At 72.5% G+C, this 24,628-nt stretch carries 22 protein-coding genes and 1 tRNA gene; 17 read left to right on the top strand and 6 right to left on the bottom strand.

What is annotated here, in order from left to right; all coding sequences use genetic code 11:
- Nucleotides 1–41: 41 nt before the first annotated feature.
- A tRNA-Thr gene (locus tag ACE3QY_RS02760) sits at nt 42–114 on the top strand.
- A 41-nt stretch (nt 115–155) separates the two neighbouring features.
- On the opposite strand, the gene ACE3QY_RS02765 is transcribed toward ACE3QY_RS02760, so the two are convergent.
- Nucleotides 156–731 (bottom strand): TetR/AcrR family transcriptional regulator, encoded by a 576-nt coding sequence (locus ACE3QY_RS02765; protein WP_374454471.1) that lies wholly within the window; start codon nt 729–731, stop codon nt 156–158.
- A 128-nt stretch (nt 732–859) separates the two neighbouring features.
- Between ACE3QY_RS02765 and ACE3QY_RS02770 the strand changes: the two genes are divergently transcribed.
- From ACE3QY_RS02770 to ACE3QY_RS02780, 3 genes are read left to right on the top strand one after another with little or no spacing between them, the layout of a single operon-like run.
- Nucleotides 860–1,441, top strand: coding sequence for a hypothetical protein (locus ACE3QY_RS02770; protein WP_374454472.1), 582 nt, complete (start codon nt 860–862; stop codon nt 1,439–1,441).
- Nucleotides 1,434–2,927 carry an NAD(P)/FAD-dependent oxidoreductase gene (locus ACE3QY_RS02775; protein WP_374454473.1) on the top strand — a complete coding sequence of 498 codons (1,494 nt, stop codon included), beginning with the start codon at nt 1,434–1,436 and terminating at the stop codon, nt 2,925–2,927. Before ACE3QY_RS02770 ends, ACE3QY_RS02775 begins: the two co-directional genes overlap by 8 nt.
- Before the next feature lie 43 nt (nt 2,928–2,970).
- Nucleotides 2,971–4,233, top strand: coding sequence for a hypothetical protein (locus ACE3QY_RS02780; RefSeq protein WP_374454474.1), 1,263 nt, complete (start codon nt 2,971–2,973; stop codon nt 4,231–4,233).
- Here the strand turns inward: ACE3QY_RS02780 and ACE3QY_RS02785 are convergent.
- On the bottom strand, nt 4,230–5,396 hold the full coding sequence (locus ACE3QY_RS02785) for an ROK family protein (protein WP_374454475.1): 1,167 nt from the start codon (nt 5,394–5,396) through the stop codon (nt 4,230–4,232). The genes ACE3QY_RS02780 and ACE3QY_RS02785 overlap by 4 nt on opposite strands.
- Nucleotides 5,397–5,487: 91 nt before the next feature.
- Between ACE3QY_RS02785 and zwf the strand changes: the two genes are divergently transcribed.
- The 6 genes from zwf (at nt 5,488) to ACE3QY_RS02815 (ending at nt 13,313) form a co-directional block, all read left to right on the top strand.
- A complete protein-coding gene (gene zwf, locus ACE3QY_RS02790; RefSeq protein WP_374454476.1) occupies nt 5,488–6,966 on the top strand; it encodes a glucose-6-phosphate dehydrogenase in 1,479 nt (492 codons plus the stop codon).
- Between the two features lie 5 nt (nt 6,967–6,971).
- Nucleotides 6,972–8,831 carry a phosphogluconate dehydratase gene (gene edd / locus ACE3QY_RS02795; RefSeq protein WP_374454917.1) on the top strand — a complete coding sequence of 620 codons (1,860 nt, stop codon included), beginning with the start codon at nt 6,972–6,974 and terminating at the stop codon, nt 8,829–8,831.
- A complete protein-coding gene (gene eda / locus ACE3QY_RS02800; RefSeq protein WP_374454477.1) occupies nt 8,815–9,438 on the top strand; it encodes a bifunctional 4-hydroxy-2-oxoglutarate aldolase/2-dehydro-3-deoxy-phosphogluconate aldolase in 624 nt (207 codons plus the stop codon). Before edd ends, eda begins: the two co-directional genes overlap by 17 nt.
- A gap of 11 nt (nt 9,439–9,449) precedes the next feature.
- Entirely contained in the window at nt 9,450–10,442 is a 993-nt protein-coding gene (locus tag ACE3QY_RS02805) for an aldo/keto reductase (RefSeq protein WP_374454478.1), read from the top strand.
- A 4-nt stretch (nt 10,443–10,446) separates the two neighbouring features.
- Entirely contained in the window at nt 10,447–11,460 is a 1,014-nt protein-coding gene (locus tag ACE3QY_RS02810) for an App1 family protein (protein WP_374454479.1), read from the top strand.
- Between the two features lie 173 nt (nt 11,461–11,633).
- Entirely contained in the window at nt 11,634–13,313 is a 1,680-nt protein-coding gene (locus ACE3QY_RS02815) for a methyl-accepting chemotaxis protein (RefSeq protein ID WP_374454480.1), read from the top strand.
- A gap of 394 nt (nt 13,314–13,707) precedes the next feature.
- On the opposite strand, the gene ACE3QY_RS02820 is transcribed toward ACE3QY_RS02815, so the two are convergent.
- Nucleotides 13,708–15,210, bottom strand: a complete 1,503-nt coding sequence (locus ACE3QY_RS02820) for a hypothetical protein (protein WP_374454481.1) — start codon at nt 15,208–15,210, stop codon at nt 13,708–13,710.
- A 136-nt stretch (nt 15,211–15,346) separates the two neighbouring features.
- Between ACE3QY_RS02820 and ACE3QY_RS02825 the strand changes: the two genes are divergently transcribed.
- Complete coding sequence (locus ACE3QY_RS02825) at nt 15,347–15,757, top strand: hypothetical protein (protein ID WP_374454482.1); 411 nt, start codon at nt 15,347–15,349, stop codon at nt 15,755–15,757.
- A 30-nt stretch (nt 15,758–15,787) separates the two neighbouring features.
- On the opposite strand, the gene ACE3QY_RS02830 is transcribed toward ACE3QY_RS02825, so the two are convergent.
- Nucleotides 15,788–16,600, bottom strand: a complete 813-nt coding sequence (locus tag ACE3QY_RS02830; RefSeq protein ID WP_374454483.1) for an IclR family transcriptional regulator C-terminal domain-containing protein — start codon at nt 16,598–16,600, stop codon at nt 15,788–15,790.
- A 3-nt stretch (nt 16,601–16,603) separates the two neighbouring features.
- Entirely contained in the window at nt 16,604–18,085 is a 1,482-nt protein-coding gene (locus tag ACE3QY_RS02835) for an amidohydrolase family protein (RefSeq protein WP_374454484.1), read from the bottom strand.
- A gap of 173 nt (nt 18,086–18,258) precedes the next feature.
- Here ACE3QY_RS02835 and ACE3QY_RS02840 point away from each other — a divergent pair, with 173 nt between their 5' ends.
- Genes ACE3QY_RS02840 through ACE3QY_RS02865 form a run of 6 tightly spaced genes read left to right on the top strand, consistent with a single transcriptional unit; the run spans nt 18,259 to nt 23,472 of the window.
- Complete coding sequence (locus ACE3QY_RS02840; RefSeq protein WP_374454485.1) at nt 18,259–19,422, top strand: CaiB/BaiF CoA transferase family protein; 1,164 nt, start codon at nt 18,259–18,261, stop codon at nt 19,420–19,422.
- Complete coding sequence (locus tag ACE3QY_RS02845; RefSeq protein WP_374454486.1) at nt 19,419–20,204, top strand: citryl-CoA lyase; 786 nt, start codon at nt 19,419–19,421, stop codon at nt 20,202–20,204. Before ACE3QY_RS02840 ends, ACE3QY_RS02845 begins: the two co-directional genes overlap by 4 nt.
- 13 nt (nt 20,205–20,217) lie before the next feature.
- The gene (locus ACE3QY_RS02850; protein ID WP_374454487.1) at nt 20,218–21,096 is read left to right on the top strand and encodes a hypothetical protein; all 879 of its coding nucleotides are present in this window, start codon (nt 20,218–20,220) and stop codon (nt 21,094–21,096) included.
- A complete protein-coding gene (locus ACE3QY_RS02855) occupies nt 21,093–21,452 on the top strand; it encodes a hypothetical protein (RefSeq protein ID WP_374454488.1) in 360 nt (119 codons plus the stop codon). The genes ACE3QY_RS02850 and ACE3QY_RS02855 overlap by 4 nt, the downstream gene beginning before the upstream one ends.
- Entirely contained in the window at nt 21,452–22,438 is a 987-nt protein-coding gene (locus ACE3QY_RS02860) for a zinc-binding alcohol dehydrogenase family protein (RefSeq protein WP_374454489.1), read from the top strand. The genes ACE3QY_RS02855 and ACE3QY_RS02860 overlap by 1 nt, the downstream gene beginning before the upstream one ends.
- Nucleotides 22,435–23,472, top strand: coding sequence for an aldose epimerase family protein (locus ACE3QY_RS02865; protein ID WP_374454490.1), 1,038 nt, complete (start codon nt 22,435–22,437; stop codon nt 23,470–23,472). Before ACE3QY_RS02860 ends, ACE3QY_RS02865 begins: the two co-directional genes overlap by 4 nt.
- On the opposite strand, the gene ACE3QY_RS02870 is transcribed toward ACE3QY_RS02865, so the two are convergent.
- Nucleotides 23,459–24,601 (bottom strand): MFS transporter, encoded by a 1,143-nt coding sequence (locus ACE3QY_RS02870; RefSeq protein ID WP_374454491.1) that lies wholly within the window; start codon nt 24,599–24,601, stop codon nt 23,459–23,461. The two genes, ACE3QY_RS02865 and ACE3QY_RS02870, sit on opposite strands and share 14 nt — an antisense overlap.
- Nucleotides 24,602–24,628: the final 27 nt, after the last annotated feature.

A 24,628-nucleotide genomic window follows, 5' to 3' on the forward strand; every position in this document is an offset into this window, starting at 1 on the left:
GTATACTCGCCCGCGGTCCGTCGAGCACGCTCGAGGACCACGCCGCCTTAGCTCAGTCGGTAGAGCGAATCACTCGTAATGATTAGGTCGTCGGTTCGATTCCGACAGGCGGCTCCGACGCCCCGGGGACCCGAGACCCCGGGGCGTCTTCCACGTCACAAGGTGGCGACGAGCCCGTCCACGCCACTGCGGAAGATCCGGATCACGTCGTCCGGGTCGGCCAGGCACCCGGCCGCCATCGCGCCGTCGCGCAGCATCACGAACAGCTCGGCCGAGCGCTCGGGGTCCGTCGCCGACGCGGCCTGCATCGCCGAGGTCACGAGCTCCATGAACCATCGCCGGTGCTCGAGGACCGCCGGGTGGGCGGGGTGCTCCTCGTCGGGGTACTCGGCCGCGGCGTTGAGGAACGCGCAGCCGCGGAAGCTGGGGTTCTGGATCTGCGCCTCGACCGCTGCCGCGACCTGGCGGATCGCGTCGACGCCTGAGGGCGCCTCCTCGAGCAGCGCGGTCAGGGACTCTCGCTCGGCCTGGCTGGCGGCCTGCAGGTAGGCCACGATCAGCCCGTCCTTGCTGCGGAAGTGGCGGTACAGCGTCGCGCGGGTCACCTGCGCCTCGTCGACGATCTCCTCGACGCCGACGGCGTGGATGCCCTTGAGGTAGAAGATCCGGCTCGCCGTCGCCAGCAGGCGGGTGCGCGCCTCGGACACACGCTCGGTGCCGTCGTCAGCCATGCCTTGAGTGTACGGGGAGACCGATCGTTCGCACCCGCGAGCGATAAGACAGAACGTTCGGTTGCATCTGGGAGCCAATCCGTGCAAGATGAGACCGATCGTTCTGTCTCGTTCCAAAGGAGCTCTTCATGACCACCGCCCATGCCGTCGCGCCGCAGACCAGTGCGTCGCGCCTCAGGCGCCTGTACCTCGCCCGCTTCGCCTTTGTACTCGTCTGGGCCGCAGCCTTCGCCGCCAGCGCGTCGCCGCTGGGGGCCGTGGGGTTCGCGCTCGCCGTCGCCTACCCCCTCGTCGACGTCGTGGCGCTGCTCGTCGACGCTCGCGAGGCGTCGGCGACCGGCCGTCCGACCCGTGTGCTCCACCTCAACGTCGCGTTCAGCCTCGCCGCGGCCGTCGCGCTCCTCGCCGTCGGCAAGGACGACGTCGCGGACATCCTCGTGGTCTGGGGTGTCTGGGCCATCGCCTCCGGTGCGACCCAGCTCGCCGTCGGGATCGCGCGCCGCGCCGAGCTCCGGGGCCAGGGCCCCATGATGGCCAGCGGCGCGATCTCCGTGCTCGCCGGCGCGTCCTTCGCGGCCACCGCCCAGGACGCCACCTCCGCGACCGGCATCGCCGGCTACGCCACGCTCGGGGGGATCTTCTTCCTCGTCGCCGCCCTTCGCCTGGGTCGCCGGTCGGCTGCCTCCGTCGAGGGTGGTCCGCGTGCCTGACCTGGTGGAGCGCACCGTCGACGTCGTCGTGATCGGCGCCGGCCCGGCGGGCGAGAACGTCGCCGACCGGGCCGTGCAGGGTGGCCTGACCGTGGCGATCGTCGAGCAGGAGCTCGTCGGCGGGGAGTGCTCGTACTGGGCGTGCATGCCGACCAAGGCACTGCTCCGCAGCGGATCGGCACTCCGGGCCGCCCGACAGGTCGCGGGCGCACGCGATGCGATCACCCGGAGCCTCGACGTCGCCGCCGTGCTGGCGCGACGTGATGCCTTCGCCTCCGAGTGGAAGGACGCGGGGCAGGTCGAGTGGCTCCGAGGTGCCGGAATCGAGCTCGTCCGTGGACGGGCGCGACTCGACGGCGCCCGCCGGGTCGAGGTCGTGTCGGACGACGGCACGCGCGCAACCCTGCTGACCGCGCGGCACGCGGTGGTCGTCGCGACCGGGACGTCCGCGCTGGTGCCACCGATCCGGGGACTTGCCGACGCGGCACCGTGGACGAGCCGAGAGGCTGCGTCCGTCACGACGGTCCCCGACACCCTCGCCATCATCGGCGGAGGCGTGGTCGCGACGGAGATGGCCCAGGTGTTCTCGAACCTCGGGTCGGCGGTCACCCTGCTGGCCCGTGACGGTGTGCTCCCGGCGGCCGAGCCCTTCGCCGGAGAGCGGGTCACGGCGTCGCTGGAGGCCGCGGGCGTCCGGGTCCACCTCGGTGACGAGGTCGTCGCGGCCCGCCGGGAGGACGGCCAGGTCGTCCTCACCACCGACGGCGACCTCGGCGAGGTGGTGGCCGACGAGGTGCTCGTCGCGGTCGGCCGGACCCCCAACACGCGCGACCTCGGGCTGCGCTCCGTCGGGCTCGAGGACGGCGGCTGGTTGAGGGTCGACGAGACGCTGCGGGTGCTCGACGCGAGCGGGGCCGTGCTCGACGACGGCTGGCTCTACGCCGTCGGGGACGTCAACGCGCGGGCCCTCGTCACCCACCAGGGCAAGTACCAGGCGCGCGCTGCCGGGGACGCGATCGTCGTACGCGCCTCGGGTGGCCTCGTCGACGACGAGCCCTGGGGGTGGCACGCCGCGACCGCCGACCATCGCGCCGTCCCGCAGGTGGTCTTCACCGACCCGGAGGTCGCCTCGGTCGGGCTGACGGCGGCGGCGGCCGAGGCCGCCGGGCACCGCATCCGGGTGGTGGACCACGACCTGGGTGCCGTGGCCGGCGCGGCCCTGCACGCCGACGGCTACGACGGCCACGCGCGCCTGGTCGTCGACGTGGACCGGGACGTCGTCCTCGGCGCCACCTTCGTCGGGCAGGACGTCGCCGAGCTGGTCCACGCTGCGACCCTCGCCGTCGTCTCGGAGATCCCGATCAGCCGGCTCTGGCACGTCGTGCCCGCCTTCCCCACTCTCAGCGAGGTGTGGCTGCGCCTCCTCGAGACCTACGGGCGGACGACGAGCCAGGTTTCCCTCACACCCTCCCGGGGTATGGCGTGATCCGACGCACCCACTGCGTCGCCCACACCGCCCAGGAGAGACCTTGTCGAAGTCCCGCATCGCAGCGTCGGTCGCCGTTGCCGCACTGTCCCTGTCCGTCGTCGCGCCCGCGGCCCAGGCGGTGGAGACCAGCCAGAGCCAGCCGAGCAACGCCAAGCCGGCAGCGGCCTCGCTGAAGGTCCTGAAGGCCAGGCTGCGCAAGGCCGTCGCGGCCAAGAAGAAGGCCGACGCCGCGGTCACGGCCGCGACGAAGAAGCTGCAGTCCGCCAAGGAGGCGGGCACGCCTGCCGTCTTCGCCTTCCAGGCCGCGACCGTCGCCCTCGACGAGGCCCGCGCCAGGCACACCCCGGCGAAGGCGGCGCTCGACAAGGCCCAGGCCCTCGTCAGCAACGAGAACGCCCTCTGGGCCGACCTCAACACGCGGATGACGGCCGCCCAGGCGGGCTACCAGCCCCTCCGTGAGGCGCGCGACGCCGCGCAGGCCAAGCGCACCGAGATGCAGAACGCCGTCCAGGCGTTGCGCGCCCAGCAGAGCACGGCCGCGACCAACCAGAACGAGGCAGCGGCCTACGCGTCGCAGCTGATGACGAACGACATCCCGCAGGTCCAGAACGCCTTCAACGCGGCGTGGGCCAACGAGCAGAACGCGTTCGCCTACAAGGAGGCCTGCCGCGAGGACTTCGCGCGGCGGAAGGCGCAGTGGGACGACACCCGCAAGAACCTCGGGTACTGGGAGGGGCTGCGCAACGGGACGTGGCGCCGGGTCCCGGGCCTCGACGAGGCGGAGGCCCTGCTCGACCGGGCCCAGGCCGAGTACAACCAGGCCAAGAATCAGCGGCTCGACATCGAGGGCCACCTGAACCAGCTCAACGCCCGGCTCGCCGAGGTGCAGGCCGACATCAACCGCTGGGCCGCGGTGTTCGCCGACCTGCAGCGCCAGATCGACGCCTACGCCCAGCCGCTCGCCGACCAGTCCGCGATCGTCGCCGCCGCGAACGCCGCGATGACGGCGTACTTCGACCAGCACATCCAGCCGCTCTACGACGAGGCCGAGCAGCTCGACAAGGACCTCAAGGCGGCCCGGGCGAACCTGCCGTCCCTCGTCGCCAACGAGAAGTCGCTCGCCGCGGCGCTCGCGCAGGCCACCGCCGCCCTGGCCGCGGCGACGCCTGCCCAGCAGTCCGCGCAGGGCGCGATCGACGCGGCGAGCCAGGTCCTCACCGGGGCGAGGGCCGACCTGGTCAAGGCCACGTCGAAGGTCCGGAAGCTGAAGAAGCAGGTCCGGAAGGCCAAGGGCCGCCGCTAGGACCTGAGGTCGGCCAGCGCCGCGTCGACCGCCGCCGGAGAGAGCACCGCGTCCAGCGCGAGCTGGGCGCAGCCGACCAGGCCGGCGCGCTCGCCGTGGGCGACCGGCACGACCTGCAGGTCGCGCCCGGCGAGCGCGGTGGTCGACGCGAAGAGTCCCTCGCGCAGGCCCGCTGAGAAGACGTCGAAGGCGCCCGCCATGTCGCCACCGACGGCGACCACGCGGGGGTTGGTGACGATCACGATCGCGGCGAGGGCCTCGCCGATGTGGCGGCCCGACTCGCGCACGACTGCCCGGGCCCGGCCGTTGCCCTGGACGGCCTGGGCGACGAGGTCGCGGACGTGCGAGTCCGCCAGCGCCCACCCACCGGCGACAGCCTCCAGGCACCCGACGTCGCCGCACCGGCACGGGAGCCCGGCTGCGGCGGCGACCTTGACGTGGCCGAGCTGGCCGGCGGCGCCGCGGTGCCCGCGCACGATCCGGCCGTCGGCCACCAGCCCGAGTCCGATGCCCGTCGACGCCTTGAGGACGAGGGCGTCGTCGCGCTCGGCCAGCGTCGTCGGCGCGACCCGCAGCTGTGACAGCGCCATGACGTTGCAGTCGGTGTCGAGGAAGACCGGGGCGGCGGTCACCTGGCGTACGAACGGCTCGAGGGGTACGCCGTCCCAGCCGGCGAGCGCGGGCGAGTCCACGCTCATCACCTGACCCGCGTCGACCACGCCGGCGAGGGACATGCCGACGCCGCGCACGTCGTCGGCGGTGCGGCCCAGGGAGGCCAGCATCTCGGCCAGGTGGCGGACCACGACGGGCATCACCACCTCGGGACCGGCGCCGACCTCCTGCTCGTGGCTGACGGACGCGAGCTCGGTGCCGTCGAGGTCGTGCACGGCCACCTGGGAGCGGCTGCGGCCGAGCGCGATGGCGAGCACGAGCCCGGCTCCGGCGTTGAGGACGAGCGTGCCGGCGGGGCGCCCGCCGGTGGCCGACTCCAGCTCGCCCTCCACCACGAGCCCCGCCTGCTCGAGGGTCGCGAGCCGGGCGCTGACCGCCGTACGGGACAGGCCGGTCACCCGGCCCAGCTCGCCACGCGTCGTGGCGCGGCCCGAGCGGATGAGGGCGAGGACGTCGCCCGCGCCGGGGGACGGGACGGGTGCGAGGGTCATGGTGCGGCGATTGTGTCATCCCGCGAGATAAGTACAAGAAAAACTGAAGTTACGTTGCGCAGCGACCTAACCGTCCGTAGCGTGCTGCCCCATGGTCCTTCCCTCGGTCGTGGAGCCCTGCGACTTCACCGTCTTCGGCGGCACCGGCGACCTCGCGCTCCGCAAGCTCCTGCCGGCCCTCTACCTCCGCGACCGCGACGGGCAGCTGCCCGAGGGCTTCCGGGTCATCGGGGTGTCCCGCGCGGAGGCCGACGACGAGGCCTACCGGGTGATGGTCCGCGACGCCCTCACCCAGCACGTCCGGCCGCAGGACCTCGACGAGGACGTGGTGGGGCGCCTGCTCGGGCGGCTGCACCACGTCACCCTCGACATCGAGGAGATCGGCGACTGGCACCTGCTGCACGCCCGGCTGAAGGAGGGGGCGCCGGGCGAGGACGTCATCCGGGTGTTCTACCTGGCCGTCGCGCCGGCGCTCTTCGGCGCGATCTGCCAGCACCTCGACGAGGTCGGCCTGGTCACCGAGCGCTCGCGCGTGGTCCTCGAGAAGCCGGTCGGCAGCGACCTGGCCAGCGCCCGCGCCATCAACGAGGCGGTCGGCCGGGTCTTCGACGAGTCGAGCATCTTCCGCATCGACCACTACCTCGGCAAGGAGAGCGTGCAGAACCTGCTGGTCACGCGCTTCGCCAACACCTTCCTCGAGCCGCTGTGGAACAGCCGCTGGGTCGACCACGTCCAGATCACCGCCGCCGAGACCATCGGCGTCGGGGAGCGCGGCGCGTACTACGACCGGTCCGGTGCGCTGCGCGACATGGTGCAGAACCACCTGCTCCAGCTGCTGTGCCTGGTGGCCATGGAGCCGCCGACGTACGTCGACCGGGAGACGGTCCGCGACGAGAAGCTCAAGGTGCTGCAGGCGCTGCGCCCGATGACGCCCGAGCTCGTCGACCGCGACGTCGTCGCCGGGCAGTACGGCGTCGGGCTCTGCGACGGCAGCCCCGCCCGGGCGTACGTCGACGAAGTGGACGGTCCGTCCGACACCGAGACGTTCGTCGCGCTGCGCACCGAGGTGCAGAACTGGCGCTGGGCCGGCGTCCCCTTCTACCTGCGGACCGGCAAGCGGATGCCCGAGCGGGTCTCGGAGATCGTCGTGGTCTTCAAGGAGCCGCCGCACGCGATGTTCCCCCACAGCGAGGGCCCGACCGAGCCGAACCGGCTGCACATCCGGGTGCAGCCCGACGAGGGCATGCAGCTCCACATGACGGCCAAGGAGCCCGGCCCGGGCGGCATCCGGCTGCGCCCGGTCTCGCTGGACCTCAGCTACGAGGGAGCCTTCGGCACTCGCTCGCCCGACGCCTACGAGCGGCTGCTCATGGATGTCGTCCGCGGCAACACGACCCTCTTCATGCGGCGCGACGAGGTGGAGGCCGCCTGGACCTGGGTGGCGCCGATCCTCGACCACTGGTCGCGCCCGACCCACCGACCCCGGCGCTACCCCGCCGGCACCGACGGACCCGCAGCCGCCACGACGCTCATCGAGCGCGACGGCCGATCCTGGCAGGAGACCGCATGACCACCATCGACCCGGTTGTCGCCGAGGTGACCGATCGCATCACCCGCCGCAGCTCAGCGACGCGGACGGCGTACCTCGAGCGCGTCGCCGCCGCGACGAGCACCGGCCCCGCCCGGGGTCGCCTGGCCTGCGCGAACCTCGCCCACGGCTTCGCGGCCGCGGAGGGCCCGGTGAAGGACGGGCTGAAGTCCGGCCGCAAGCCCAACGTGGCGATCGTGTCGTCGTACAACGACATGCTCTCGGCCCACCAGCCCTTCCGTGACGTGCCGGAGGCGCTGAAGAAGGCGATCGTCCGGTCCGGCGGCCTGGCCCAGTTCGCCGGCGGCGTGCCGGCGATGTGCGACGGCATCACCCAGGGTCGTGCGGGCATGGAGCTGTCGCTGTTCAGCCGCGACCTGATCGCGATGTCGACCGCGGTGGCGCTCTCGCACGACATGTTCGACGCGGCGATGATGCTCGGCGTCTGCGACAAGATCGTGCCCGGCCTGCTCATCGGCGCGCTGTCGTTCGGCCACCTGCCGACCGTCTTCGTGCCAGCCGGCCCGATGCCGTCCGGCCTGCCCAACGGTGAGAAGGCGCGCGTGCGCCAGCTCTACGCCGAGGGCAAGGTCGGTCGCGAGGAGCTGCTCGAGGCCGAGGCGGCGTCGTACCACTCGGCCGGCACCTGCACCTTCTACGGGACCGCCAACAGCAACCAGATGCTGATGGAGGTGATGGGGCTGCACCTGCCGGACGCGACGTTCGCCAACCCGGGCACCCCGCTGCGTGAGGCCCTGACGCGCGCCGCGGGGGAGCGGGCCGTCGCCATCACCGCAGCCGGCGGCGAGCCCACGCCGGTCGGCCACCTCGTCGACGAGAAGGCGATCGTCAACGCCTGCGTCGCGCTGCTGGCCACCGGCGGCTCGACCAACCACACGATGCACCTCGTCGCGATCGCCGCGGCCGCCGGCATCACGCTGACGTGGGACGACCTGTCGGACCTGTCCGCGGCGGTGCCGCTGCTGACCCGGATCTACCCCAACGGCTCGGCCGACATCAACCACTTCGTCGCCGCCGGTGGTACGCCGTTCCTCGTGCACACGCTGCTGAAGCACGGCTACCTCCACGACGACGTGCTCACCGTCTCCGGCCGCGGCCTGTGGCGCCACACGACTGAGGCCCGGCTCGACGGCGACCGCGTCACGTGGGAGGAGGGTCCCAAGGCCTCCCTCGACATGGCCGTCCTCCGCGGCGCCGACGACCCGTTCGCGCCCGACGGCGGGCTGCGGATGCTGTCGGGTCGGCTCGGCCGGGCCGTGGTGAAGACCTCGGCCGTGAAGCCGGAGCACCGCGTCGTCACCGCGCCCGCGCTGGTCTTCGACGACCAGGCCGACTTCCTCGCCGCCTTCGCCGAGGGCCGCCTCGACGGCCGCGACCTCGTCGCCGTCGTCCGCTACCAGGGTCCGGCGGCCAACGGGATGCCCGAGCTCCACAAGCTGATGCCCGCCCTCGGCGTGCTGCAGGACCGCGGCCAGCGCGTCGCGATCGTCACCGACGGCCGCATGTCCGGCGCGTCGGGCAAGGTCGCCGCGGCCATCCATGTCACCCCGGAGGCCGCGCTCGGCGGGCCGATCGCCCGCGTGCGTGACGGCGACCTGCTGACGGTCGACGCCGATGCCGGGCTCCTGGAGGTCGCCCTCTCCGACACCGACCTGGACCGCCGTGAGGCGACCGGTCGCGCCCCGCACGACGTCGAGTGGGCCGGCACCGGGCGCGAGCTGTTCTCCGGCTTCCGCGCCATCGTCGGCACCGCCGAGACGGGCGCCAGCGTCATCCGTCCCCTGCCCGCCCCCTCGGAGGAGGCCCCAGTTGCCCAGCACGTCTGAGTCCGTCCTCTCGCTCGCGCCGGTCGTCCCGGTCGTCGTCCTCGACGACGTCGCGCACGCCGTGCCGCTCGCCCGCGCCCTCGTGGCCGGCGGCCTGCCGGTCATCGAGCTGACGCTCCGCACACCGGTGGCGCTGGAGGCGCTGGCGGCGATCGCCTCCGAGGTCCCCGAGATCACCGTCGGCGCCGGCACCGTCCTCACGCCGCGCCACGTCGATCAGGCCGTCTCCGCCGGCGCCGAGTTCCTCGTCTCGCCCGGTGCGACCCCCGACCTGCTCCGCGCGATGGGCGCCTCGGGCGTCCCGTTCCTGCCCGGCACTGCCACCGTGTCGGAGGTGATGGCGGTCCTCGAGGCCGGCGTGACGGAGATGAAGTTCTTCCCCGCCGAGGCCTCGGGTGGTGCGGCGTACCTGAAGTCGATCGCCTCGCCGGTCCCGACGGCCCGGTTCTGCCCGACGGGCGGCATCACCGCGGCGACCGCGCCGTCGTACCTCGCACTGCCGAACGTCGGCTGCGTCGGCGGGTCGTGGCTGACCCCGGCGGACGCGCTCGCCGACAAGGACTGGGACCGCGTACGGCGGCTGGCGGCGGAGGCCGCGGCCCTGTGAGACTGCGGGGCATGGAGCACCGCACTCTCGGAAGGACCGGCCGCGAGGTCTCGGTCGTCGGCCTCGGCACCTGGCAGCTCGGCGCCGACTGGGGCGAGGTCAGCGAGGCGGACGCCCGCGCGGTCCTGGAGGCGTCGGCCGAGGCGGGCGTGACGTTCTACGACACCGCGGACGTCTACGGCGACGGACGCAGCGAGCAGATCGTGGGGGCCTTCGTGGCCGACCACCCGGACGCCGGCTTCACCGTCGCGACCAAGATGGGGCGCCGGCTCGACCAGGTGCCGTCCAACTACGTCGAGTCCAACTTCCGAGCGTGGCTCGACCGCTCGCGGCGCAACCTCGGGGTCGACACGATCGACCTCGTGCAGCTGCACTGCCCGCCCAGCGAGGTCATCGACGACGGCGCGACCTACGACGTGCTCGACGCGCTCGTCGACGAGGGCGTCATCGCGGCGTACGGCGTCAGCGTCGAGACGGCCGACCAGGCGCTGAGCGCGATCGCGCGGCCGCACGTCGCGAGCATCCAGATCATCCTCAACGCCTTCCGGATGAAGCCGCTCGACGCGGTCCTCCCGGCGGCCGTCGACGCCGGGGTCGGGATCATCGCGCGGGTGCCGCTGGCGTCGGGGCTGCTGTCGGGGAAGTACGACCTCGACACCACCTTCGCCGAGGACGACCACCGCACCTACAACCGCGACGGCAGCGCCTTCGACGTCGGCGAGACCTTCTCGGGCGTCGACTACGCGACGGGCGTGTCGGCGGCGCAGGAGTTCTCGGCGCTGGTGTCGTCGGCGTTGCCCGACGTGACGCCGGCGCAGGCCGCGCTCGCGTGGGTCGTCCAGCAGCCGGGGGTCACGACGGTCATCCCGGGCGCGCGGAACCCCGCGCAGGCGTCCGCGAACGCGGCGGCCGGCTCCGTCGGCGAGCTGCCTGCGGCCTTCCTCGAGGGCGTGCGCGACCTCTACGACCGGCAGATCCGCGAGCAGGTCCACGCCCGCTGGTGACGCCGTGAACCTCCACCGGTGGGTCGTCGCACTCGAGTCCGCATGGGACCGGGCCCGGCTCCGCCGCGCGGAGGCCCGGACGCCGGCGCACTTCCGGATCGAGCCCTACATCGGCCACGGTGGCCCCGCGGGCGTCGTCGTACGAGGTCGGGTGCTGGACAACCCGCTCGCCACCGAGGCGGTCGAGGGTGAGGGCGTCGGCGCGGCCGTGCGGCGTACCTTCACCAACTTCCTCACCAACGAGCTGCCGGGTGTCCCGCTCCGGGTGACTGTGGGCGCCGAGTCGGTCGACGCGGTCACCGACGACGAGGGCTACTTCCTCGTCCGGGTCCCGGCGGCGGCGCTCACGAGCCCGTGGACCATCGGGACCGTCTCGCTGGCCGGCGACTACCGCGGCGTGACCGCTGCGGACGCGCAGGTCGAGGTGCGCGTGCCCGCCTCCTCCGCCCGGTTCGGCGTCCTGTCCGACATCGACGACACGATCCTGGAGACCGGAGTGCAGAGGGTGCTGCGCATGGTCGTGCAGACCTTCGCCGGCTCGTCGCTCACCCGGACGCCTTTCCCCGGTGCGGTGGAGCTCTACCGGGACCTGGCCGCCGACGTGAACCCGGTCTTCTACGTCTCGTCGAGCCCGTGGAACCTCCACTCCTTCCTGCTCGCCTTCCTCCGCCACCGCGGCTTCCCGCTCGGTCCGGTGCTGCTCCGCGACCTGCTCGGCACCTCAGCCGGCCGCGAGCAGAAGCACGACCGCATCCGGGAGGTCCTCGAGCTGCATCCCGACCTGCCGTTCGTCCTCATCGGCGACTCCGGCGAGCACGACCCGCAGATCTACGCCGACATCGTGCGCGAGCACCCCGACCGGGTCCTCGCCGTCTACATCCGGGAGGTGCGGCTCGATCCCGGCGACGGGCGGGTGGAGAAGGTGTCGGACGTCTGGGACTCGACCGTCCCGTTCGTCCTCGCCGCCGACTCCGACGCCGTACGCCACCACGCGTCCGGCCTGGGACTCCTCGGGTGACGAAGAACACCCGCGCGGCGGCCAAGATGACCCGGACGCGTCATCCGGGATAGCCACCCTGGCGCGCCGCGTACGGGACCTTGTACCTGTTCTGCGCGCGACCCCTCACCCAGGCCCGTCCGCCGGCCGAATGCACGGGAGACACCTGCACCTGTTGTGACACCGGAGGACGCATGACCACGCTGACCGCACCGCCCGGGCCCCGGCTCGAGCGCCCTGACGACGCTCTCGCCGTCGCTCCCGCCGTTGCCCGCCCCGAGAGGCGCCGCGGACTGCTCGGCCGCTTCCGCGACCTGCGGACCGGACGCAAGCTGCTGGCCGGCTACGTGGTGCTCGTCGCCATGATGGCGATCGTGGGCACGATCGGCCTGCGCCAGCTCGGCGCCACAGAGGAGCGGATCGAGCGGTTGTACGACGACAGCTTCGTGGCCTCGCTCCTGCTCGCCGACGTACGCACGGACGAGGCGCTGGTCTCGGCGGTGCTCGAGGAGGCGATGGCAGAGGGCATGACGGACGAGCTCGAGGGCGAGCTCGACGCGCTCGCCTCGGACGTCAACGGCAAGTGGGACACCTACCTCGCCACCGACACGACCGGGCGCGAGGCGGTGATCGCCGAGTTCGAGGACACCCTCTCGCAGTTCCGCACGGTGCGCGACGACAAGGTGCTCACGCTCCTGGACGAGGGCGACCTCGCACGGGCGGCCGACGTCAAGCACGACGAGCTCGACCCGCTGCGCGACGAGCTCGCCGCCGACCTGGACGACGTCATCGACGTCGAGAAGTCGATCGCGGAGGACCTCATCGCGCAGTCGAAGGACGCCTACGCCTCCGCACGCGTGCTGATCCTCGGCCTCGTGCTGCTCGCGGCCGCCCTGGGCATCGCCCTGGCCGTGGGGATCGGACGCCTGGTGGCGCGACCGCTCGAGCGCACCGTGGGCGTGCTCGAGGAGGTCGCGGCCGGTCGCCTCGACCGTCGGCTGGAGGTGGAGTCCGCTGACGAGGTCGGCCGGATGGGACTCGCGCTGAACGCCGCCCTGGAACGGCTGTCGCAGACGATGGGTCAGATGGACCAGAACGCGCAGTCGCTGGCCACGGCGTCCGAGGAGCTGTCGGCGGTGTCGGGCCAGATGAGCGGCTCGGCATCGGAGTCCTCGTCGCAGGCGGGCCTGGTGTCGGCCGCGGCCGAGCAGGTCTCCCGCAACGTGCAGACCGTGGCGACGGGCACCGAGGAGATGTCGGCCTCGATCCGCGAGATCGCGGCGAACGCGAGCAGCGCGGCGTCGGTCGCGGCGCAGGCCGTGGTGGTCGCCGAGTCGACGAACGCGACGGTGGCCAAGCTGGGCGACTCCTCGGCCGAGGTCGGCAACGTGATCAAGGTGATCAACTCGATTGCCGAGCAGACCAACCTGCTCGCCCTCAACGCGACCATCGAGGCCGCCCGTGCCGGCGAGGCCGGCAAGGGCTTCGCCGTCGTCGCCAACGAGGTCAAGGAGCTCGCCCAGGAGACCGGCAAGGCGACCGGGGACATCGCTCGCCGGATCGAGGCGATCCAGGTCGACACCGAGGCCGCGGTCGCGGCGATCGGCGAGATCGCGGAGATCATCGGTCAGATCAACGACACCCAGGCCACCATCGCGTCCGCGGTGGAGGAGCAGACGGCGACCACGAACGAGATGAGCCGCAACGTCGCGGAGGCCGCGACCGGGTCGGCCGACATCGCCCAGAACGTGACGGGCGTGGCCCGCAGCGCCTCGGACACCCAGGCGGCCTCGAGCAGCACCAGCCAGGCTGCCGACGAGCTGGCCCGGATGGCAGCGGAGATGCGCACGCTGGTGGGTCAGTTCGAGTACTGAGGCACGGGAGTAGAGCTCGACGCCGTGGTCGATGGCTTGGCCACGGCGTCGAGCTGCTGTGCGGAGGTCAGGACGTCGGCCCCGCGGCGCGTCCTGGAAGGCATGCCCTCATCCGCTCATGCCGATGTTCGGATGTCCGTCGGTCCGCATCGCCAGCGCGCACGTGCGCAGGTGAGCGCGGTCGTCACGCGGGCAGCTGGGCAGAGGTCATGAGTTTTCGCGGTTCGAACCGGCAATTCTCACGACGTCATGGGAGGTGGTCGCTGGGGCGAGCGCTGACCATGACGTCCTCGGAGTCAGACGTCCGCTCATGCCGTGCGGTCGTGCGCGCGATCGCGGTATCCGTGACGCACTCTGTACGTCGCCACGACCACGATTAGCTTCCGACCACGCGTCAGGCCCAGGCGTATGACACGGCGGTCGTGAAGTAGAGCTCGACGCCGTCGTCGATGGCGTCTGTCATCGCGTGGGCCTCCTGCTGGGTGAGCCGTGTCGTGCCGGTGTGGTCGACGAGGAATGCCTGGCCGTGTGGGGTTTGCCAGAGGTGGCGGCCGGGTCCGACGACGCGGGTGGTGAGGCCGCCGTGGGTCTTGGTGCGGTGGTGGCGGCGGCGGAGGGGGCCGGAGTTGTGGGGGCCGGTCTGGCCGGGTGGTCCGGTGTCGTCGTAGGGGACGGCGTGGTCGTAGTCGACGCTGTCGCGGGTGGCGGTGCGGGGTGTGTAGGGGAAGCAGTCGCCGCCGGTCTGGGTCCAGACGTGGTCCTTGATGACCGCGGGGTGCTCGTAGGCGTCGACCCGGCGTCGCATCCGCAGGTCGAGGACGGGTGTGACGGTGATGTCGGCGTGGCCGAGGACCTCGGCCAGTTGGCGTACGTCGATGGGGCCGAGGCCCTCGATGCGGGCGACGCCGGTGCCGGTGCGGAGCGCGTCGTCGGTGAGGTGGACGAACAGGCGCCCGCGGCCGCGCATCTTGGCGAGTCGCCGGGCCGGCATCGTCGCGAGCTTGTCGATGGTGTCGGCGAGGTGGTCGGGCGCCCAGGCCGGCCGCCCCTCGGGCTCGTCGGTGTCGGTGTGCTCGGTCTGGTCGTTGTGCTCGGCGTCGGTGTGCTCGGCGTCGGTGTGGTCGGTGTCGGTGTGGTCGAGGAGCAGCTTGAGGAGGTCGGCGGGGCGGGCGAGCCAGCCCATCGCGATCGAGCGGAGCTCGTCGTGGTTGTGGTCGGCGCCCATGGTGGTGGCGAGGATGTCGGCGATGCGGTCGAGCATGGCGTCGAGCCAGGCGGCGTCGCCGGCGGTGACGCGGGCGATGAGGTGGCGGTAGCCGAGCTCGTCGGAGCGTGACAGTGACACGTAGCGCTGGTGGCGGGACCGCTCCTGTTCGGCGCGGTGGGTCTCGGGGTCGGCCTCGATGACCTTGGCCCGGGCGACCTCGAGCACGGTGGACGGTGCGTGCCCGGCGATGGCCTTCGCCACGGCCCGGTCGACCCTGACGACCTGGTCGGCGAGCAGCGCACGGGCGATGACAGCGACCTTGCGTGCCACCCAGGGCTCGCAGTCGCCGGCCTCGACGACCGCCCAGGTCGACGGCAGCCGGTGGACCAGGTCGAGCCCGTCGGCGATCAGCGCCCGGGTCGTGGCGGGGTGGGTCTCGCGTGCCATCGCGAGCTCGGGGATCGCGTGCTCGCGCACCGACGGGGTGCCGTCACCACCGGGGGTGGCCATCGGGTCGCGGTCATCGCGCGGGTGGCCGTGCAGGACCGCCCACTGGATCCCCAGCCTCAGCTCCTCGACCTCCGCCAGCCGACGCGCACGCAGGGCGTGTGTGGCCAGACCCAGCACGTGCGTCGCCGACGCCTCGTCCGCCGGCAAGGGCGGCTGAGGGAGGGAGTGGGCGATTGACATGCCTCATTCTATCGAACACATGTTCGAAGAACAAGGGCGAATTCAAGGGGGGAGAACTCGAGCGGTCTCGGGAGGACGGCGCACGGGTGATGCAACTGGGACCATGGCGGCAGAGGTCTCGTCCGAGGAGCCGCCCGTGATCGACATCCGGTTCTACCAAGCCGCAGTGGTCGTCATCCCGACCCTGCTCATCGCTGCAGGCTTCGCCAGCTCCGTGCTCGACCCCTCGACCCGACGGTCGGACGACGAGCGACGTCGCCTCATTGGCGGATGGGGGATCGTCCGGGGGATCTTCGCCCTGTGCTTCGTCATCGTCGCCGAGCTGCTGGGACTCGTCACCCTCGCCGCCGACGAGCCGGCGGTGTGGACGTTCGTCGTCATCCTGACTGCCATCACCTTCCTGGCCGCCAGCCTGGCGACGATGGCCATGTACCGACTGGTCGAACCCCTCCGAGGGACATGGCTCGAGGGCGTGGAGTGGCTGGTCATCTTCACGACATCCGTGTTCGCTGCGGCAGCCATCAGCGTCGCTCTCCTGAAGGGGTGAGCTCGCCCGGGCCCGTGGAGGCGTCGAGGTTCAGCCTCGCGCGCCCGCCACCTCGACATGAGGCCGGGAGGCCCAGAGCGCCCAGTCGGCACTGACCTCACTGGCAGCGCGCACCAGCTGGGGAAGGTGCTCGTCGACGAGCGTGTCGCGCGACGTCTCGGCAGCGTGGACCGTCACGCTCATCGCCGCGCGCACCTCCCCGTCTCCGTCACGGACGGGCACGGCGATGGACCGCACCCCCGGGGCGAGCTCCTCGTCGGCGAGGGCCCAGCCGCGGGCACGGACCTGGCTGAGCTCGTCCATCAGCTCGTCATGGGTCCGGCCGGCGTACGGCGGGAGGCCGGAGCGGCTGGGGATCTCCAGCACGGACCCGACCTCGCGCGGCGGCAGCGCGGCCAGCAGCACCTTGCCCTTCGACGTCTGCGCGGCCGGGAAGAGCGTCCCGATCTCGACCCGCAGCGCGATGATCTTGGGCACCGAGACCCGCGCGGTGTAGACGATGTCGGAGCCGTCGAGCTGGGCCAGCGACACCGACTCGTTGATGCGGCCGACGAGGTCCTCCATGTGGGGGCGGGCGACGTCCCACAGCCCCAGCGAGCCGACGTACGCCATGCCCAGGCCGATCACCCGCGGCGTGAGGGAGAAGGCGCCGTCGCGCACCCGCACGTAGCCGAGCTCCTCGAGGGTGAGCAGCAGCCGGCGGGCCGTCGGACGGGCGAGCCCGGCGGCCGTCGCCACCTCGGAGAGCGTCATCGTCGGCCGGTGCGGACCGAAGCCGGCCAGCACGTCGAGACCGCGAGCCAGCGACTCCACGAAGTCGGGCCCGCTGCCACGACCGGCCATGGGCTACCTCCCCGAGTTCGGCTCGCCGAAGACCGTACCGCGAGCGCCATGCGTGGTGTGCGAGCGGTAGTCGGTGTACTGGTACGGGTTGTCGAGCACCTTGTGGTCCTCGCCCGGCAGGTCCGGATTCATGCCCTGCTGCCAGACCTCCTCGCCCATCGCGGCGCGCAGGTGGTCGACGGTGTTCTCGACCTCGGTGCGCACCGACGCGAGGTCGGCGCCGACGAGCTTGTGGTCACGCTTCACGACACGGCCGTCCACGACGACGGTGTGAACGTCGCCGCGCTGGGCCTGGAAGGCCACGTGGCCGTAGGGGTTGAGCAGCGGGAACGACACAGGGGAGTCGTCGTTCTTGATGAGTACGACGTCCGCCTTGGCGCCCGCGGTGAGGCGACCGAGGTCGTCACGTCCGAGCGCGGCCGCGCCGCCGCGCGTGGCCCACTCGACGACCTGCTCTGCCCGCAGTGCGGAGTGCGTGACCGTGTCACCCGCGGCGTGCGCCTCGAGGTGCTCGCGCGAGCGGTCCGCGCCGAGGGTCGTGCGCATCGCGCTGAACAGGTCGCTGCTCCACCACACGGACGTGTCCATGGAGAGCGAGACCGGGATGCCGTGGCGGCGGACCTGCCAGGTGGGCGGGTAGCCCTGGCCGGCGCTCTGCTCGGACTCGGTGGAGACCGACACCGAGCCGCCGGTGGCGGCGATGCGGTGGTAGCTGTCGGTGGTCAGGGTCGCGGCGTGCACGTAGACCGTGTCGGGCTGCATGAAGCCGTGCTCGTGCATGAGCCGGATGCCGTCGTCGTTCGTCGCACCCCACACGCCGGCGTGGGTGGTGACCGGGAGGCCGAGGTCCTGGGCGAGCTCGAAGGCGGCCTTCTCCGGGAAGGCGGGGTCGCCGGTCACGTCGAAGGCGAGCTGGAAGCCGAGCATGTCGCCGTCGGACCCGCGGTGGCGCCCGAAGAAGGACCGGACTGCCGGATCGGCGGTCCACTCCCACGGCGCCGCCTGGATGTTGCCGTACGCCAGGACGTAGCGGCCCGGTGCCGACCGCAGAGCCTCGACCGCGGCCTCGGCGTGGTCGACGGTCTGGAGGCCGTGCGACCAGTCCACGGTCGTGGTGACGCCGGCCTCGAGGGCGTCCCAGGCCGAGAGCAGGTTGCCCGCCCGGATGTCCTCGGGCCGGAACTTGGCGCCGTGCTCGAGGTAGTACCAGACGAAGTACTGGGTGAGGGTCCAGTCGGCGCCGTAGGCCCGCATCGCGGTCTGCCACATGTGGCGGTGGGTGTCGACCATGCCCGGCATCACGATGCCCCCGGACGCGTCGACCACCTCGGCGCCGTCGGGGGCGGAGAGACCCGTCCCGACCTCGGCGACCCGGTCGTCGACGACGAGCACGTCGGCATCGGTGAGCACGGTGTGCTGGTCGTCCATGGTGAGCACGGTGCCGCCGGTGAAGAGCACCGGTCGACGGTCGGCCGTGGTGGGCATCGGTCCGCTCCTTCTCTCGGACGGATGTCCGTATGACGGTCGTCGTGATGCACGTCACTGTGCGCCGCCGTGGTCGCACGTGTCAAGAGTGGTCTTGACAGGCCGATGTGAGCGTGCTGACACTGGGCGACCGACCAACGGACAGGTGTCCGTGTCTGCGGAGGGAAGTGCACGTGGCCGACAGTCCGAAGCAGGGACCACTCGCGGGGCTGCTGGTGGCCGACCTGTCCCGGATCCTGGCCGGCCCCTACGCCACGATGCTGATGGGCGACCTCGGGGCCGAGGTGGTCAAGGTCGAGGGTCCGCAGGGCGACGACACCCGCACCTGGCAGCCGCCGGTGCGCGACGGCGTCTCGACGTACTTCCTCGGCGTCAACCGCAACAAGCGCTCGATCGCGCTGGACTTCAAGGACCCCGACGACCTCGCGGTCGCCCGCAAGCTGGTCGCCCGCGCCGACATCGTGCTGGAGAACTTCCGCCCGGGGGCGCTGGCGCGCTTCGGCCTCGACTACGCGAGCGTGTCGGAGGCGAACCCGGGCGTCGTCTACGCCTCGATCAGCGGGTTCGGCAGCGGCGAGCAGGGTGCGAAGCTGCCCGGCTACGACCTGATCGTCCAGGCCATCAGCGGCCTGATGAGCCTCACCGGCGACCCCGACGGCGAGCCCTACCGCGCCGGCATCTCGGTCTTCGACGTGCTGGCCGGGCTGCACGCGACGATCGGCGTCCTCGCCGCGCTCCAGGACCGGCAGCGCACCGGCCGGGGGCAGCAGGTCGAGGTCAACCTGCTCTCCTCCGCGCTGTCGGGGATGGTCAACCAGTCGAGTGCGTACGTCGCCGGCGGCACCGTGCCGTTCCGGATGGGCAACTCCCACCCCAGCCTGTTCCCCTACGAGCCGCTGCCGTGCGCCGACCGTGACCTCATCGTCACCGCCGGCAACAACGGGCAGTTCCGCAAGCTCGTCGAGGTCCTCGGCGTCCCCGAGCTCGCCGACGACCCGCGCTTCGCGCGCAACGAGGACCGCACGGCCAACCGCGACGAGCTGCGCCCGCTGCTCGTGGAGCGGCTCGGCACCCGCACGGCGCAGGAGTGGTTCGAGGACATCATCGGCGCGGGAGTGCCGTGCGGGCCGATCAACACCGTCGACGGAGGCGTCGCCTTCGCCGAGCAGATCGGCCTCGACCCGGTCGTCACGGTCGGCACCGGCGACGCGGCGTTGCCCGGCGTGCGGCACCCGATCCGCTTCTCCGACGCCGAGGCCCGCTACGACCTGCCACCGCCGGCGCTCGACGAGCACGGTGCCGAGATCCGTGCGTGGCTCGACGAGGAGATGACATGACCCCCGAGTACCCGACCTCCCTGGGCACGTCCACCGCCGACGAGATCCGGCTGCTCGGCCAGGACCTCACCGCCGACCTGATGGGTGAGGTCGGCTTCGGCGAGCTGGCCTTCTGGCTGGTCGCGATGCGCCGCCCGACTCCGCCCGAGACGCGGCTCTTCGAGGCGGTGCTGGTCGCGCTCGCCGACCACGGCTTCACCCCGACGGCGATCGCTGCGCGGCTGACGTACCTCTCCGCACCCGACTCCCTGCAGGGGGCGCTCGCCGCCGGCCTGCTCGGCGGCGGGTCCCGCTTCCTCGGCGTGACCGAGGACTGCGGCGGCTACCTCCACGACGTCGTCGTCGCCACGGAGGAGCTGCCCACCGACGACGAGGGCTACGACGCGCTCGCGCTCGACGCCGTACGCCGCACGAGGGAGGCCGGCCGCTACGTCCCGGGCCTGGGCCACCCGGTCCACAAGGAGCGCGACCCGCGGACGCCCGTGCTCATGCGCATCGCCGAGGAGGAGGGTCTGCTGGGCCCGCACCTGCGCCTCTTCGCCGCCATCGGACGAGTGCACCCCGAGGTGCTGGGCCGCACGCTGCCGCTCAACGGGGCCGGCGTCTGCGGCGCCGCGCTGGCCGACCTCGGCCTGCCCGTCGAGATGCTGCGCGGCTTCGCGCTCCTGGCGCGCGCTGCCGGGCTGCTCGGCCAGCTCGCCGAGGAGCGCCGTCGCCCGATCGGCATGGACGCCTACCTGAGCGTCGACCGCAACGCCGTCTACGTCGACCCCGAGAGCTGAGGAGCCGCCCCGCATGGCCGAGATCGTCGCCGTCATCGCCTCGACCCACCACCCGTTCTACTACCGCGCGAGCACCGCGGTCGGGGAGGATCGGCCGCCCTTCGCGGACGAGTGGGTCCGCAAGATCGAGGCCTTCCGCGAGACGCTGACCCGCGCGCGTCCCGACGTCCTGGTCATGGTCGGCAGCGACCACTTCCACCAGCTGTGGCTCGACAACATGCCGCAGTTCCTCGTCGGCAAGGCGCCCTTCTACGACGCCAACTGGTACAACGAGGAGCGCGAGTTCGGCCTGCCGCGGATGACGCTGGCCGGCCAGGAGGACCTCTCCGCCCACGTGCTCCGCGGCGGCCTCGACCTCGGCTTCGACCTCGCCTTCAGCAACGAGCTGCGCATCGACCACAGCATCACCTGCCCGATCATCACGCTGCGTCCGGAGGCGGACCTGCCGATCGTGCCGATCTACACCAACATCTTCGCGCCGCCGCTGCCGCAGCCCGGCCGGTTCGTCGCGCTCGGCAAGGCCATCCGTGAGCTCGTCGAGTCGTGGCCGTCGGACCAGCGCGTGGCGATCATCGGCACCGGGCACCTCTCGCTCGAGCTCGGTGGACCGCGGCAGTTCGGCGAGCACGGCCCCGACCCCGAGTTCGACCGCCGTGCGGTCGAGTGGATCGCGAACGGCGACATCGACGGCTGCTGCCGCGAGGTGACCCTCGACAGCCTCCACCTCCCCGGCAACGCCACGCACGGCTTCATGGACTTCATGCTGATGATGGGCGTGGCCGGCGAGGGCGCGAAGGCGGACCACGTCGACTCGCTCGACCTCTTCCACACGATGGAGGCCTACTTCACCTGGTACCCGAACGGGGCGCCCCAGATCGGAGCAGCACAGTGAGCAAGTACCTGCTCGACAAGTTCCTCTTCACCGTCGACCGCGACCCGGCGCTCGTCGAGCGCTACCGCGAGGACCCGCGCGGCACCGTCGAGTGGTGGGAGGCGGAGGAGGCCAACCGGATCCTCAACTGCATCTCCGACGAGCGCTCCACCTGGCTCGCCTTCGACGACGTCGAGCGCGAGGCGCTCGCGACGCAGGACCACGTGAAGCTCTTCGAGCTCGGCGCCCACCCGTTCCTCACGCTCACCCTCTTCATCGCGATGTTCGAGCGCGACCACGGCCCGCTGGAGTACCAGCTGGCCTACGGCGAGGCGATGAAGCACCTGACGCTGCCCTACCCCGACATCTCGACCTGATGCACGCCGCGGTCCTGCGCGCCCACGGGTCCGCACCGACGTACGCCGAGCACCCGGACCCGGTCGTCGGCGACTGCGTGCTCGTGCGCATCACTGCGGCGCCGGTCGTGCCGCTCGACCTGCTGTGCGCCAGCGGTACGTCGTACTTCGGGAGGCGCGCGCTGCCCTACGTCCCAGGTGTGCAGGGCGTCGGCGAGGTGGTGTCGGGCGGCGACCTGGCACCCGGGACCCGGGTCTTCGTGTCCACCTCGGCGGGGATGGCCGACGGCGACGGGGCGATGGCCGAGCTGTGCGTGGCGCCGGCGTCGGACGTCGTCGCAGTGGATCGGAGTGTCCACGACGTCGCCCTTGCTGCGCTCGGGCTCTCGGGCGTTGCTGCCTGGCAGGCCCTCGGCTGGCGCGCCGGGCTCCGGCCGGGCGAGAGCGTCGTCGTGCTCGGGGCCGGTGGCGCCGTCGGGCAGGCCGCGATCGGTGCGGCGCGTGCGCAGGGTGCCGGTCGTGTCGTCGCGGTGTGCCGAGCCGGCGACTCGGCCGCGCGCGCGGCGGCGCAGGGTCCGGATGCGGTGGTGGAGCTCGGCGACCCCGACCCCGGCGTGCTCGCCGAGGCGTTGCTCGAGGTGCTCCCGGCCCGAGCGGACGTGGTGGTCGACCCGGTCTTCGGGTGGGTGGCCGAGGCCGCGGTGCGGGCGATGGCTCCCGGTGGTCGTCTGGTCAACCTCGGCGGCTCCGCCTCCGACATCGCCACCGTCTCGTCCGCGGTCCTGCGGGGCAGCGGGATGTCGCTGCTCGGCTACACCAACAACGCGCTCAGCCCCGATCAGCGGGCGGAGGCGCTGACGGCGATCGCGGCGCTCGCCGCGGACGGACGGATCGGCGTCGCGCACGCGGCGCGACCGCTCGGCGAGGTCGAGGACGCGTGGCAGGTGCAGCAGGGCGGAGGGTCCGGCGTCCGCCAGGTCCTCGTGCCCGACAGGATGGGTCCGTGACCACAGACCGCGTGTTCGGCCAGCTGCCCGACGGACGTGACGTCCGCCTGCTCACCATCGGCGCCGAAACCGGACCGGTGGTCGAGGTGCTGACGCTCGGTGCGACGGTGCACCGGCTGCTCGTCACCGGCGGGGACGGCGTGCGCCGCAACGTCGTGCTCGGGCACCCCGACGTCGCGGAGCGGCTCGCCAGCAGCGACTACGTCGGCGGCACCATCGGGCGCTACGCCAACCGCATCGCCGGCGGTCGCTTCCCGCTCGCCGGCCGCGAGGTCGAGGTGCGGGCCCACGACCGCGGCAACAGCCTGCACGGCGGACCGGAGGGCTTTGACGTACGACTCTGGGACGTCGTCTCGCACACCGACGATGAGGTGGTGCTGACCCTGGTCAGCCCCGACGGCGACCAGGGCTTCCCCGGGACCGTCACGGCCACCGTCCGCTACTCGGTCGACGGCGACACCGTGCGGGTGGCGATGGAGGCGACCACCGACGCGACCACCGTGGTCAACCTCACCAACCATGCCTACGTCAACCTCGACGGCGAGGGCGCCGGCACGATCGACGACCACGAGCTGCTCGTGGAGGCCGACGAGTACACCCCGGTCGACGCCACCGGCATCCCGCCCGGTGGCCACGAGACGGTCGAGGGGACACCGTTCGACCTCCGCGTGCCGACGGCCCTCGGTCCTGTCCTCCGGACGGCCCACCCGCAGCTCGTCGACGCGCAGGGCATCGACCACAACTACGTCGTCCGCGGCTCGGGGCTGCGCCGGGCGGCGGTGCTCACGTCTCCGGCCACCCGGACCAGCGTCGAGCTGTGGACCGACCAGCCCGGCGTGCAGGTCTACACCGGCAACTTCCTCGACGGCACCCGCCGCTCCACCACGGGCGGCCTCTACCGGCAGGGCGACGGCATCGCGCTCGAGCCCCAGCTCTTCCCCGACTCGCCCCACCGGCCGGAGTGGCCATCGGCCGTCCTCGAGTCGGGCGAGACCTACTCCGCCACGCTGGAGTGGCGGTTCACCGAGGTCTGAGCCGGAGACCGGCCGCGCACACGGCGGCCGCGAGGACGACCGAGATGACCGGCTCGGCCGCCTGCAGCGCGTCGAACCCGACGGCCCCGGCGGCCTGGCCCACAGCCAGCGCGATGAACAGCAGCGACGTCCCGCGGCCGGCGCCGTCCGGCCACGCGCGGCGCGCCGCCAGGATCAGCACGCCCGACAGGCACATGTAGCCGGCGCCGAAGCACGCCATCGCGACGTACGTCGACCACGCGGGACCGAGGGTCAGGCCGAGGCCGAGGAGGAGGTTCGCCGTGACCACGGCGCCCACGGACACCGCCCAGGCGCCTCCGATGCCGCGGCGTTCCACCAGCCTGCCGGTGAGCGGTCCGAGCAATCCGCCGATCCCCAACGCGATCCAGAGCAGGCCGACCCGGTCGTCGCCCACGGCGCCTGTCCCGGTGGCGAGGAGCGGACCGTAGCTCCAGATGAGCGCCGAGCCGGCACCGACGACCAGCGCGGCGAGCGCTGGTCCCGCCAGCGCACGCGGGTCGTACGACGTCTCGGTGGCCGTGGTCGTGCCCGGCTCCACCCGCCGGACCAGCAGGACGAGGCCGAGCGACGCGCCGGCGTTGACCGCCGCCATCGCCCACCACGCGGCCGCGATCGAGGGTGTCGTCAGGGCCAGCAACCCGGCGACGACCACGCCGACGGCAGTGCCCGTGTTGACGAGGGACTGGGCGGTCGCCGCCCGGCTCGGACCGACGACCGCGTCGACGAGTCGGACCAGCGCGGGGGAGGCCAGTCCGGCGCCGGTCCCGCCGACGAACACCAGGACCACGAACCATGCCGCGGACGACGTGGTCGCCACGCCGAGACAGCCGAGGCCGGCAGTCGCGCCGGCGATCGCGACGCCCGTGCGCGGCCACCGGTCGGAGGTCCGCGACGCCACCGCCGCGGCCAGTGCGTACGCCACGAACTGGGCCGCCGCGGCCCAGCCGGCCACGGGTGCGAGGTCCGGTCGCTCGGCGCCGAGGCGCGGGGCGAAGAGGCCGACACCGAAGCGCGCCATGCCGTAGGTCGAGGCGATGAGCAGCGTGCCGAGCACGGCCACCGCGAGTCCGCGCGTGGCGGGCGGGGCTACCGTCGTCGACGAAACCATAACGACCGTTCTATCAGAACGCACGTT

The sequence above is a fragment of the Nocardioides sp. genome (assembly GCF_041913365.1).
Taxonomy (GTDB): Bacteria; Actinomycetota; Actinomycetes; order Propionibacteriales; family Nocardioidaceae; genus Nocardioides.